Genomic DNA, 12,454 nt, shown 5'->3' on the forward strand with positions numbered 1-12,454 from the left:
TGCCAATCGAGGCTGAAAACATTCTACGCCCTTCTATCCAGCAGATCATCACCCGTGACACCTGAAGAAAAAGCCGCCGGCAAAGCCCTGTCTCGCCTCCAAAGGCATGGGGCGCAAACGCTCTGGCTGGCGATGGCCGCCCCCCTTCTGGGCGGCGCCCTGCTGGTCTGGCAGGCCTGGGAACTCGCCAGCCTGCTCGGTCGGGCCATCGAGGGTGGCGAAGCGCCGCAGGCCCTGTTGCCCGGAATCGGCCTGGTGCTCGCTTTGTTGCTGACGCGGGCCGGCCTCTCCGCCCTGGGCGAGTGGTTGGGCTCGATTGGCGCCGAGGCGATCAAGCTGAAACTGCGCGAATTGCTCTTCACCGGGCTTCTTGCCCGCTCGCCCCGTCGCGGCGATGCTGCCTCTTCCGGCGCGGCCACCGCAGCCATTGTCGATCAGGTCGAGGCAATCGACGCCTATTATGCGCGCTATCTGCCTGCCGCGGCGCAGGCGGCCCTGCTCCCACTCGCCTTTGGCGCTGTCATCCTGCCGCTCGACTGGGTCGCCGGAGTCCTTTTTATCGTCACGGCGCCGCTGATCCCGGTGTTCATGGCCCTTGTGGGCTGGGGGGCGCAGCGCGCCAGTGACAGCCAGGCCCAGGCGCTGACGCGTCTGTCCGGTCGCTTCGGCGACCGTTTGCGGGGCCTCTTGACCCTCAAACTGTTCGGCCGCGCCGACGCGGAGACCGACGCCATTGTTGCCGCCAGCGACGCCTTGCGCCAGCGCACCCTTCGCGTCCTGCGCATCGCCTTCCTGTCATCGGCCGTTCTGGAATTCTTTGCGGCGCTGGGCGTTGCAGGCGTGGCGCTCTATCTCGGTCTCACCTTCATCGAATTCCTCAATTTGCGTGGCAGTCCGCTGACGCTTCATGTCGCGGTGTTCCTGCTGCTGATGGCGCCGGAAGTCTACAACCCGCTCCGCCTCCTCGCCTCGCACTATCATGATCGCGCTGCCGCCAAGGCCGCCCTCGTCGAGATCGAGCGCCAGCTCGGCGCCCTGCCGGATGCGACCGAACCGCTCGAAGATCTGGCGCCCCGCTCCGGCCCGGCCATTGCCGTCGCGTTCGAAAATCTTACCCTCCGCACGCCGGACCGGCAGAAGATAGTGCTGCACGATGTGAACCTCGATATCCCGGCCGGCCGGCATGTGGCCCTCCTCGGCCCGAGCGGCGAAGGCAAGACCACGCTGCTCGAAACCATTGCCGCACTGCGCCCCCATGAGGGTCGGATCCGGCTCGACACGGAGCCGCTGGCCGACTGGTCGCCCGCCGCATTGCGGGCAAGGACGTTCCTGCTCACGCAAAAGCCCCGCCTCATCCATGCGACGATCGCCGATAACATCGCCCTCGCCCGGCCCGACGCGAGCCGCAGCGAAATCGAGCAGGCCGCTGAATTGGCGTTCGTCACCCCGTTTGCCGATGCCTTGGCCGACGGGCTCGACACAATGATCAGCGAAGACGGCATCGGCCTTTCCGGCGGACAGGCCCAGCGCGTGGCCCTGGCCCGTGTGTTCCTGCGCGATGCCGGGCTGATCCTCCTCGATGAGCCCACCGCCCATCTCGACCCGGCGCTCGAAGGCCAGATCATCGACAACATCATCGAATATGCACGGGGCCGGACCCTGATCGTCTCCACCCATTCCGCAGCCGTCGCGGCCAAGCTCGACAAAGCGTGGCGAATTGCGGGGGAAACTCTCCTGCCCGTGGCAATCCCGGCCAAGAAGAAAGGCGCAGCATGAACGCGCTCGCCAAGCTGGTTCCGCTCTTCCGCCGGCAGAGCAAGGCAATGGCGCTGGCGCTGCTCCTCGCCCTCGTGACGCTGGCCTCGGGCGTGGCCCTGCTCGGCACGTCCGGGTGGTTCATCACCGCCACGGCGCTGACCAGTGCCGGCCTCGCCTTCAACCTCTTCGTGCCCTCGGCGGCCGTGCGGGCCTTCTCCTTCATCCGCATTCTCTCGCGTTATGGCGAGCGCCTCGTCGGCCACAATGCGACGCTGAAACTGCTCTCCGATTTGCGCGGCTGGCTGTTCGCCGCGCTGTTCCCACGCCTTCCCCTTGGCGACCGCTCCATTCGCCACGGCGATCTCGTCAGCCGCCTCACCGCTGATGTCGACGCGCTCGATACCGCTTTCCTTGTGGCCATCGGGCCGCTGCTCGGCGCCGTCTTCGTTGGCATCGGCGTCACCGGCGTGCTGGCCTGGCTGCTGCCTGGCGCGGCGATCGTCTATGGGCTCGCGATCCTTGGCGCCGTCCTCGTCGTCCCGGCCCTGCTGGTGGTCGCAGCCCGCTCCACCGGCAGGCGCGTCGTCGCCGCAGCGGCTGAGGCCCGGATCAGCGTCTACGACGCCGTCGCCGGCCATGCCGATCTCACCCTGCTCGGCGCCCTCGGCACCACCGTGCAGCGCTTTTCCCGCGCCATGTCCGACCTCCGCCAGCTCCGCCTCAACATGGTGGCGCTGACGGCCTGCGCAGGCTTCGCCGTGCAGGCGCTGGCCGCGCTCGCCCTTGTCGGCACGCTCTGGGCGGGCATCACGGCCCATGCCGCAGGCAATCTCGATCCCGCAGTCATGGTCGCCCTGCTACTCGCGGTCCTCGGCAGCTTCGAGGCGACATCGGGCATCGTTCGAAGTGTCGGCAAGGCCGTCGGCGCCCTCGCCGCGGCCGAACGGCTCAATGCCCTCGCCAGCCTGCCCCTCGCCGATGTGGAACCGGCTCACCCCAAGACGCTCGGCGCCGACAATGCCATCGCCTTCGACGACGTCACCTTCGGCTATGCGCCCGAAGCACCGGTCGTGAACAATGTCTCGCTCACAGTCGCCGCCGGCGAACGCGTCGCCGTGGTTGGCCCGAGCGGCGGTGGCAAATCGACCCTGCTCCGCCTTCTCCTTCTCCTTCGCCTCCATCGCCCGCAATCGGGCGAGATCAGCATCGGCGGCACTTCCATTGCCGACATCGACAGCGCCCAATTGCATGCGCGAATTTCGCTGCTGAGCCAGGACAGCCCCGTCTTTATCGACAGCGTCCGCAACAATCTGCTCATTGCCCGGACCGATGCCACCGAGGATGAACTGTGGCAGGCGCTGGACGCCGCCTGGCTCGGTGATTTCGTGCGCGCCCTGCCCAGGGGCCTCGATACCCCGGTCGGTGAAGCGGGCCGCACGCTGTCGGCTGGCCAGACGCGCCGGCTCTGCCTCGCACGCACCCTCCTGTCCAACGCGCCGATCATCCTCCTCGACGAACCCACCAATGCGCTGGACCGGGCAACCGAAATCGCCTTTTTCGAAACGCTGGCGCAATCGACCAAAGGCAAGACGGTGCTCATGGTCACCCACGCCGCCATTCCCGAGGGCACGATGGATCGCATCGTCACCCTGCGCGATGGGCAGCTGGTCTAGCGCCTAGCCGCAGCGCAGGCGCAAAAGCGCCAGGTCGGGCACGGTGATATTGCGATAGTTGACGATCTCGATGATCTTGTCGGCTTTGAGCTTGCTCATCTGCCGGCTGACCGTTTCGATGGTCAGCCCCAGGAAATCGGCGATGTCGCCTCGGCTGAGGGGCAGGTCGAAAGTCGTCGCGCCCTCGGTGTCCTCGGGGTCGATATGGGTGGCGATGAGATAGAGGAAGCTCGCGACCTTCTCCGATGCGGTCTTGCGCCCCAGCGTCACCATCCAGTCGCGCGCCTCGTCGAGTTCGCGCAGCGCCTGCAGCATGATCCGGTGTTCGAGCGGCCCGCTTTCCTTCACCAGCGCTTCCAGCGCCCCCTTGGGGATCATGCAGAGATCGACATCGGAGGCGCTTTCCGCGCTCACCCGGCTTTCGCCGGCGAAGGGCCTGCCCAGCAGATCGGGCGCAAATTGCAGTCCAACGACCTGCTGGCGGCCATCCTCGAGAACCTTGGTCAGCTTGATAACGCCGCGCAGCACATTGGCATAGGCGGCAATCGGCATGGCATCGGCCAGCAATTCATGTCCGGCCTCGTGGCGCACCCGCCTTGTATGCTTGGAGAGCTTGAGCAATTGCTCCGATGTGAGCGCGCCGCAAACGCCTCGATGGCGCGCTTCGCAACTCTGGCAAAGCACTGGCATTTCCGAATTGTGGATGTCCTTGCGCACAACCTGCATGGCAAAACTCCTGGCTATCCCAATGTAGGCAGGCACACGGCGAAAAGCACAAGCCGCAATGTCGCTGTGCCAACTCGCCGCACACAATTTCTGCTGCCCGCAGGGCCTTGACCTTGCCATGATGGGAAGGTTTATAGGGGAGTGGAAGAGGATAAAACCATGAACACACATGTCCACGCTTCCACCGGCCAACCCGTCGTGCTCGACATCGAAGGCATGAGCTGCGCGTCCTGTGTCGGGCGGGTGGAAAAGGCCCTGCTCAAAGTGCCGGGGGTGGAAACTGCCTCGGTGAATCTCGCCACCGAACGCGCCACCATCGGGGCGAGCACCGCCACCATGGGCGAGTTGATCAAGGCCGTTGAGAAAGCCGGGTATGCCGCCACTCCGCGGCCCACCGATGCGCCCGCGCATGACCATGCCCATCACCACGACGAAGACGCGGCCGAACTGCGGCGCGATCTCTTCCTCGCCGCATTGCTCACGCTACCGCTTTTCGTTCTGGAAATGGGCGGACATCTTTACGAGCCCTTCCACCACTGGCTGATGGGCGCCGTGCCGATGCAGTGGCTCTATATCGGCTATTTCGTACTCGCCACCGCGGTCCTGTTCGGGCCGGGCATGCGCTTCTTCAAGGTCGGAATTCCCGCCCTGCTGCGCGCAGCGCCGGAGATGAACTCGCTGGTCGCCCTGGGTGCCGGCGCCGCCTGGCTTTATTCCACCGTCGTTACCTTTGCCCCGCAATTGGTCCCCAGTGAAACGCGCTATGTCTATTTCGAGGCCGCCGCTGTCATCGTCACGCTGATCCTCGCCGGGCGCTGGCTCGAGGCCCTGGCCAAGGGCCGCACCGGGGAAGCCATCCAGCGCCTGGTGCGCGAACAGGCCCGCACCGCCCACGTCGAACGCGATGGCCGCACCATCGAAGTGCCTGTCGAGCAGGTCGCTGTCGGCGACATCGTCGTCGTCCGGCCCGGCGAGAAGGTCGCCGTGGACGGCGAAGTCGTCGATGGGGCGAGCCATGTTGACGAATCGATGATTTCCGGCGAACCCCTGCCCGTCTCCAAGACGCAAGGCGACACCGTCGTCGGCGGCACGCTCAACACATCTGGCAGTTTCCGGTTTCGCGCCACCAAAGTGGGCAGTGACACCATGCTCGCCCACATCATCCGCATGGTTGAAGAAGCGCAGGCCGGCAAATTGCCGATCCAGGCGGTGGTCGACCGCATCACCATGTGGTTCGTGCCCGCAGTCATGGCCCTCGCCGCCGTCACGTTCGGCGCCTGGGCGATCTGGGGGCCAGAGCCTTCGCTCACCTACGGCCTCGTCAATGCTGTTGCGGTCCTGATTATCGCCTGCCCCTGCGCCATGGGCCTCGCCACGCCGACCTCGATCATGGTTGGCACCGGACGGGCGGCCGAACTCGGTGTGCTGTTCCGCAAGGGTGAAGCGCTCCAGCGCCTCCGCGATGCCGACATCGTCGCGTTCGACAAGACCGGCACGCTGACGCAGGGCAAGCCGGTTCTCTCCGATCTCATCGTGGCGGATGGCTTTGACCGCGACGAAGTCCTCGCCCTGGTCGCGGCGGCGGAAAGCCGCTCCGAGCACCCTATCGCACTGGCTATAGTGGCGGCGGCAACCGAAGCGGCACTCGTCATTCCTGGCGTCGACGAATTTGCCTCCGATCCCGGCCACGGGGTCACCGCGACGATTTCGGGGCGGAAAGTGCAGGTGGGTTCGGCGCGAATGTTCAACGGGCTCGATCTCTCGAGCTTCACCAGCACGCTCGAAAAGCTTGCCGATGAAGGCAAGACACCGGTCCTTGCCGCCATCGACGGCAAGATCGCCGCCGCGATCGTCGTCGCCGATGTCGTGCGTCCCACCAGCAAGGCCGTCATCGCACACCTCCACGCCATGGGGCTGAAGACGGCGATGATTTCGGGTGACAACAAGCGGACGGCCGCGGCCATTGCCCGCCAGCTCGGCATCGACGAAGTGCAGGCCGAAGTTCTTCCCGCCGATAAGGTCGCCGCCATCAAGGCACTGCGCCAGGGCGGGCGCGTCGTCGCCTATGTTGGCGATGGCATAAACGATGCCCCGGCCCTCGCCGAAGCCGATATCGGCATTGCCGTTGGCACGGGCACCGACGCGGCCATCGAAAGCGCCGATGTCGTCCTGCTGGGCGGCGACCTCAAGGGCGTCCTCAGTGCGCTCAAATTGAGTCGAGCCACGATCCGCAATATCTGGGAAAATCTGTTCTGGGCCTTTGGCTACAACGCGCTGCTCATTCCTGTCGCCGCCGGTGCGCTCTACCCGGCTTTCGGCATCCTCTTGTCCCCAATGCTCGGTGCGGGCGCCATGGCGCTTTCGTCCGTCTTCGTCGTCGGCAATGCGCAGCGTCTGCGCGCTGTCCAGGGAGTATCACTGTGAATATCGGCCAGGCTTCGCACGCCTCCGGCGTGTCCCCCAAAATGATCCGCTACTATGAGCAGATCGGTCTCATCCAACCTGCCGACCGAACGGACAGTAATTACCGGGTCTACGGCAATGATGAGGTTCATACGCTGCGTTTCATTCGCCGCGCCCGCACGCTCGGCTTTTCCATGGAGGAGACGGGCACCCTTCTGGCGCTCTGGCAGGACAAGTCCCGCGCCAGCGCCGAAGTTCAGACGATCGCGCAAGCCCATATCGGCGCGCTCGAGACCAAGATCGCCGAGCTACAATCCATGGTCGGCACCCTCAAGCACCTCGTCCATTGCTGTCATGGCGATGCACGGCCGGATTGCCCCATCCTCGATGACCTTGCCGGCATCGAAACCACGACAAGAAAAGGAAACTGACAAATGAGCGACAAAACCAGCTTTACCGTCAATGACATGACCTGTGGCCATTGCGTCGGCACGGTCCGCAAGGCGCTGGAAACGGCACTGCCGGGTTCCGAAATCGACATCAATCTCGACACCCACAAGGTCAGCTTCACCGGAGACCGCGCCAAGGGCGAAGAGGCCATCCGCGAAGCCGGCTACACGCCCGAAGCGGCCTGATTTGGCCGCTTGACCTTGCCACGTGGGAAGGCCGCACACTCGTTCGATCTCAAAAGGAGATCGATATGAAAACCTTCTTTGCTGCCCTCGCCGTCGTCCTATTCATCTCTCCGGTGCTGGCCCAGGATCATTCCGGCCACACCGCCCATCACACCACAGGCAACAATGCCGCGACCTCGGCCTATGAGCAGGCAAATGCGCGCATGCATGCCAATATGGCCGTTGAGCTCACCGGGGATGCCGACGTGGATTTCATCAGGGGCATGATCCCGCACCATCAGGGCGCGGTGGAGATGGCGCGGATTGTCCTCGAACATGGCAGCGATCCGGAAGTGCGGGCGCTTGCCGAGGCCGTGATATCCGCGCAGGAAGAAGAGATTGCCTGGATGAAGGCATGGCTGGCCAAGCGCGGCCTTTAAACGCGCGCCGAGCCGGGTAACGACCCACGGCGGATTATCCGCTGCTGGCCCGCGACACCGAATTGCGCACGATCAGCTCAGCCCGAAGCAACATTTCGCGCGATTTCGGCTCCTCGCCGGACAGCATTGCCAGCAACATTTCCATGGCGGCCTCGCCCATTCGGTGGCGGGGCTGCTTCATTGTCGTCAGCGACGGACTGACGAAGCTGGCAAAGGAAATATCGTCAAACCCCATGATCGAGAATTGCCGCGGCAGGTCATACTTGCGGGCATTGAGCGCGATGATGACGCCCAACGCCGTGGCGTCATTGACGCAAAAGAAGGCCGTCGGCAAAGCGTCGCGCACGAACATCAACTCGGCGGCCGCGCGTCCGCTCTCCGTCGTGCCGTCGCCATCGAGAATAAGCCGCGGGTCGATCTGTATGCCCGCCCCTTCGAGCGCCGAACGATAGCCGGCCTCGCGCAGGCGATTGATTTCGCGGCTGGCGGAACGGCCGATAAAGGCAATGCGGCGATGCCCCTGCGAGATCAGATGCTCTGATGCAATGCGGGCCCCTTCGAAATTGTCGACGCCGACAAAGGGAATGTCCTGCCCGATCACCGGTTCGTTCACCGCCACCACGGGCGGCAGGCGCGCCTCCCCGCGGTCCTGCCCGAAGCCGAACGGCAGATGTCCGGTAAAAAGGATCAGCCCATCGGCCTGGTTGGAGCTGATGAAGCGCAGATAGTCCGTCTCCCGGCTCGGATCGTTCTGCGTATTGCCGATCAGCAGCCCATAGCCGCGCTTGCTGGCCTCCGTCTCGAGGCCAACCAGAATGTTGGAGAAGTTCGGATCGCCCACATCGGGCGCGAGGATGAGGATCATATTGCTGCGGCGCATGCGCAGGGAGCGCGCCATGGCATTCGTCGTGTAGCCGGTTCGCGCGATGGCTTCGGTCACCCTCCGGCGCGTCGCATCGGCAACTTTGGTGGGCTCATTGATGGCGCGGCTCACCGTGGCGATCGACACCCCAGCCATCGCCGCAACGTCCTCGATAGTCGCCAGCTTTTGCTGCTGCACCTAGCTCGCTCCGCCCCTGCCGCGCGGCCGAAAAACAAGCGCGCCCCTGCCCTTAGCAGATGCCATGGATTGCGCCATGGCCCTCCCCTGCCATCTCCGGATATTTCGCACTGTAAACCTTTACACGATTGATGAAAACCTTTACATCAACGGTATTGGTAATGAACGAATAGTCAAATTCGTCGTGCCAGCGGGGAGGATGCACCATGTCTGAGGGACTTGGTGAGACCGTGCCGCCGATCCTGTCGGCGCACCGGATTTCAAAATCGTTCGGCGAAATTCCGGTGCTGTTCAGCATCGATTTCGACGTGCGCCCCGGCGAGGTTCACGCCATCATCGGCGAAAACGGCGCCGGCAAGTCCACGCTCATCAAGATCCTGTCCGGCCTCGAACAGCCGACCTCCGGCACTATCCATTATCGCGGCGAACAGGTCGTGCTGCCCCCCAATGGCGAGGCGGCGGCCATGGGCATCGTCGTCATCCACCAAGAACTTCTGCTCGCCGAGCATCTGACCGTCGCCGATTCCATTTTCCTCGGCCGGGAATTGCATTCCCGCGGCTTCCTCAAGCTCCGCGAAATGCGCCAGCGCGCCAGCGCTATCCTCGATACGCTGCATGTCCGCATCGACCCCGACGCGCGCATCCACACGCTCTCTGTCGCCGACAAGCAGATGGTCGAGATCGCCAAGGCGATCAGCCAGGACGCCCGCGTCATCATCATGGACGAGCCGACGGCCGTGCTGTCGGTTGCCGAAACCACCACGCTGTTCGAGCAGATCAAGCGGCTGACCGCCCAGGGCGTCGCCATCATCTTCATCTCGCACAAGCTCGACGAGATCATGGAGCTGGCCGATCGCGTCACCGTCCTCCGCGACGGCCAGCTGATCGCCACGCTTGGCACCGAAAACCTCACCCCCGATTCCATCGCCCAGATGATGGTCGGTCGCGAGCTCTCCAATCTCTATCCGCCCAAGCACGAACCCGATGTCGACGCCGAGATCATGCTTTCGGTGCGCGACCTCGCCTCCCCCGGCATTTCGGGCATATCCTTTGACCTGCGCCGCGGGGAGATCCTCGGCTTTGCCGGCCTCATCGGTTCTGGGCGCACGGCCGTCGCCGAAACCATCGTCGGCCTCGTCAGGAAAACCGGTGGCGCTGTCACCCTGCGCGGCCAGCCTGTCGACTTCACCGACGTCTCGCAATCGGTCAATGCCGGCCTTGCCTATATGACCAAGGACCGCAAGGGCCGCGGGCTGCTGCTCAATGTCGGCCTGCAGCCGAATCTCACCCTGCTCACGCTCAAGAAGCATTTGAAGCGCGGCTTCCTCGACAATGCCAGCGAGCAGCAGGCGCTTGAGCGCTCCGTCCGCCGCTTCGATATCCGCGCCCGCGACGCCTCGGTTCCGGTGGGCAAACTCTCCGGCGGCAACCAGCAGAAGCTGATGCTGGGCAAGACCATGGAGAGCGAGCCCGACATCATCATCATGGATGAGCCGACCCGCGGCATCGATGTGGGCACCAAGCAGCAGATCTATCACATCATTGCGGCGCTGGCCGCCGAGGGGAAGGCGATCATCGTCATCTCCTCGGAAATGCAGGAAGTCATCGGCCTCAGCCACAAGGTTCTGGTGATGCGCAATGGGCGCCTCGCCGGACAGCTCGAAGGCGCCGAAATCGTCGAAGCAGAAATAATGCGGTACGCCGCGGGCATCAAACAGGATGGGGACGATGAGCGTATCAGCGCATGAGGCAGAAAAGCCGGCCAAGGGGTTCCGGCTCGACCTCAAGACGGCGGGGCCGCTGCTGGCCCTCATCCTCCTGGTCATCCTGGGCTACAGCCTCAATCCAGCCTTCCTCAACGAAGGCAACATCACCAATATCCTGACGCGCTCGGCCTTTATCGGCATCATCGCGGTGGGCGCCACTTTCGTCATCACCGCCGGCGGCATCGATTTGTCTGTCGGCTCCATGGCGGCCTTCATCGCCGGGGTGATGATCATCATCATGAACTGGGCGGTGGGCGCCATGGGCGCCTCGCTCTGGACCGTCATCCTCGGCGTGGGCTGTTCGCTGATCCTCGGCATTGGCGCCGGCTTCATCAATGGCTTCCTCACCACCAAGGCCAAGATCGAAGCCTTCATCGTCACCCTGGGCACCATGGGCATCTACCGCTCCCTGGTCACCTATTTCGCCGATGGCGGCACGCTCTCGCTCAACAATGGCGCGCGCGAAATCTACCGCCCGGTCTATTACGACAGCTTCCTGCGCATCCCCTATCCGGTCTGGGTGTTCATCGCCGTCGCCATCATCGGCTGGGTGCTGATGAACCGCACCGCCTTCGGTCGCTACTGCATGGCCATCGGCTCCAATGAGCAGGTCGCGCGCTATTCGGCCATCAAGGTCGACCGGGTGCGCACCGCAACCTACATCCTGCAGGGTCTCTGCGTCTCGCTGGCCACCATCATCTATGTGCCGCGCCTCGGCTCGGCCTCCTCGGCCACGGGCGTCTTGTGGGAGCTTGAGGCCATCGCCGCGGTGATCATCGGCGGCACCATGCTCAAGGGCGGCTTCGGGCGCATCGGCGGCACCGTCATCGGTGCGCTGATCCTCACGTCCATCGGCAATATTCTCAACCTCACCGAGATCATCTCCAACTACCTCAATGGGGCAGTCCAGGGCGTGATCATCGTTGCGGCGGTCTATCTACAGCGCGGCTCGTTCCGCGCCCGCCGCAAGAAGGCGGAGTAACCAGCGAATTCCACGCCCCCCAACGGGCGGGATCATCGGTGCCAAACCGGCACCAATTTTGGGAGGAAATCTGACATGTCGTTGAAGGCAATCGCACTTGGCCTCATGGCCACCAGCGCCCTGCTCGGCTCGGCCGTGGCGCAGGAAAAGATCAAGATCGGGGTATCTATCCCGGCCGCAACGCACGGTTTCATGGGCGGCCTCAATTGGCACGCCGCCGAAGCCGAAAAGCGCCTCGAGGCCGCCAACCCCAATATCGATTTGATCATCGTCACCGCTGACGGCCCGGCCGACCAGGCCAGCGATCTCGAAGATCTCGTGTCCGTCCACCAGATCGACGCGCTCGTGGTCCTGCCGTTCGAATCCGAGCCGCTCACCGAGCCGGTCCGCGCCGTCAAGGATTCCGGTGCGTTCATCACCGTGGTTGACCGCGGCCTGACTGACCCGTCCATCCAGGACGTCTATGTCTCGGGCAACAACACCGAAATGGGCCAGGTTTCGGCCGAATACATGATGAGCCGCCTCGGCGAAGGCGACAACATCGTCATCCTGCGCGGCATTCCCACCGTTCTCGACACCGAACGTTTCGATGCCTTCATGGCGACCATCGAAGGCTCGGGCATCACTGTCCTCGACAACAAGTTCGCCAACTGGAACCGCGATGACGGCTTTGAAGTCATGCAGGACTTCCTGTCGCGTTTCCCGGACATTGACGGCGTCTGGGCTCAGGACGACGACATCACCCTGGGCGTGGTCGAAGCCATCAAGGCCGCTGGCCGCGAAAGCGAAATGTTCGTCGTCGGCGGCGCGGGCATGAAGGAAATCGTCAAGGGCGTGATGGATGGTGATCCGCTGGTGCCGGTCGACGTGCTCTATCCGCCGGCCCAGATCGCCACGGCCATGGACGTCACCGTCAACCACTTCATTTCCAATGGTCCGGTCACCGGCTCCTACATTCTGGGCTCGCCGCTGATCACCAAGGAAAACGCCCAGCAGTTCTACTTCCCCGACAGCCCGTTCTAAGCTTCGAGC

Annotated in this window: 11 protein-coding genes; 9 read left to right on the forward strand and 2 right to left on the reverse strand. The window is 64.0% G+C overall.

Annotated elements, in window-relative coordinates:
- Window positions 1-54: 54 nt before the first annotated feature.
- Window positions 55-1,776 (forward strand): thiol reductant ABC exporter subunit CydD, encoded by a 1,722-nt coding sequence (gene cydD, locus N0P34_RS15770; RefSeq protein ID WP_275604176.1) that lies wholly within the window; start codon window positions 55-57, stop codon window positions 1,774-1,776.
- Window positions 1,773-3,431 carry a thiol reductant ABC exporter subunit CydC gene (gene cydC / locus N0P34_RS15775; protein ID WP_275604177.1) on the forward strand — a complete coding sequence of 553 codons (1,659 nt, stop codon included), beginning with the start codon at window positions 1,773-1,775 and terminating at the stop codon, window positions 3,429-3,431. Before cydD ends, cydC begins: the two co-directional genes overlap by 4 nt.
- A 3-nt stretch (window positions 3,432-3,434) precedes the next feature.
- Here the strand turns inward: cydC and N0P34_RS15780 are convergent, their stop codons facing one another.
- The gene (locus N0P34_RS15780; RefSeq protein ID WP_275604178.1) at window positions 3,435-4,157 is read right to left on the reverse strand and encodes a Crp/Fnr family transcriptional regulator; all 723 of its coding nucleotides are present in this window, start codon (window positions 4,155-4,157) and stop codon (window positions 3,435-3,437) included.
- A 159-nt stretch (window positions 4,158-4,316) separates the two neighbouring features.
- Here N0P34_RS15780 and N0P34_RS15785 point away from each other — a divergent pair, with 159 nt between their 5' ends.
- The 4 genes from N0P34_RS15785 (at window position 4,317) to N0P34_RS15800 (ending at window position 7,614) form a co-directional block, all read left to right on the forward strand.
- A complete protein-coding gene (locus N0P34_RS15785; RefSeq protein WP_275604179.1) occupies window positions 4,317-6,581 on the forward strand; it encodes a heavy metal translocating P-type ATPase in 2,265 nt (754 codons plus the stop codon).
- The gene (cueR, locus tag N0P34_RS15790; protein ID WP_275604180.1) at window positions 6,578-6,991 is read left to right on the forward strand and encodes a Cu(I)-responsive transcriptional regulator; all 414 of its coding nucleotides are present in this window, start codon (window positions 6,578-6,580) and stop codon (window positions 6,989-6,991) included. The genes N0P34_RS15785 and cueR overlap by 4 nt, the downstream gene beginning before the upstream one ends.
- 3 nt (window positions 6,992-6,994) lie before the next feature.
- A complete protein-coding gene (locus N0P34_RS15795; protein WP_275604181.1) occupies window positions 6,995-7,195 on the forward strand; it encodes a heavy-metal-associated domain-containing protein in 201 nt (66 codons plus the stop codon).
- A 65-nt stretch (window positions 7,196-7,260) separates the two neighbouring features.
- Entirely contained in the window at window positions 7,261-7,614 is a 354-nt protein-coding gene (locus tag N0P34_RS15800; protein WP_275604182.1) for a DUF305 domain-containing protein, read from the forward strand.
- A 34-nt stretch (window positions 7,615-7,648) separates the two neighbouring features.
- Here the strand turns inward: N0P34_RS15800 and N0P34_RS15805 are convergent, their stop codons facing one another.
- Complete coding sequence (locus N0P34_RS15805; protein ID WP_275604183.1) at window positions 7,649-8,674, reverse strand: LacI family DNA-binding transcriptional regulator; 1,026 nt, start codon at window positions 8,672-8,674, stop codon at window positions 7,649-7,651.
- A gap of 206 nt (window positions 8,675-8,880) precedes the next feature.
- Between N0P34_RS15805 and N0P34_RS15810 the strand changes: the two genes are divergently transcribed.
- The 3 genes from N0P34_RS15810 to N0P34_RS15820 all read left to right on the forward strand — a co-directional run bounded on the left by N0P34_RS15810 (window position 8,881) and on the right by N0P34_RS15820 (window position 12,445).
- Window positions 8,881-10,422: a sugar ABC transporter ATP-binding protein gene (locus N0P34_RS15810; protein WP_275604184.1), complete on the forward strand. Its 1,542-nt coding sequence runs from the start codon at window positions 8,881-8,883 to the stop codon at window positions 10,420-10,422.
- The gene (locus N0P34_RS15815) at window positions 10,403-11,422 is read left to right on the forward strand and encodes an ABC transporter permease (protein ID WP_275604185.1); all 1,020 of its coding nucleotides are present in this window, start codon (window positions 10,403-10,405) and stop codon (window positions 11,420-11,422) included. The genes N0P34_RS15810 and N0P34_RS15815 overlap by 20 nt, the downstream gene beginning before the upstream one ends.
- Window positions 11,423-11,497: 75 nt before the next feature.
- Window positions 11,498-12,445, forward strand: a complete 948-nt coding sequence (locus N0P34_RS15820; protein ID WP_275604186.1) for a substrate-binding domain-containing protein — start codon at window positions 11,498-11,500, stop codon at window positions 12,443-12,445.
- The last annotated feature ends 9 nt before the right edge of the window (window positions 12,446-12,454 follow it).

Source organism: Devosia sp. FJ2-5-3, from assembly GCF_029201545.1.
Lineage (GTDB): Bacteria > Pseudomonadota > Alphaproteobacteria > Rhizobiales > Devosiaceae > Devosia.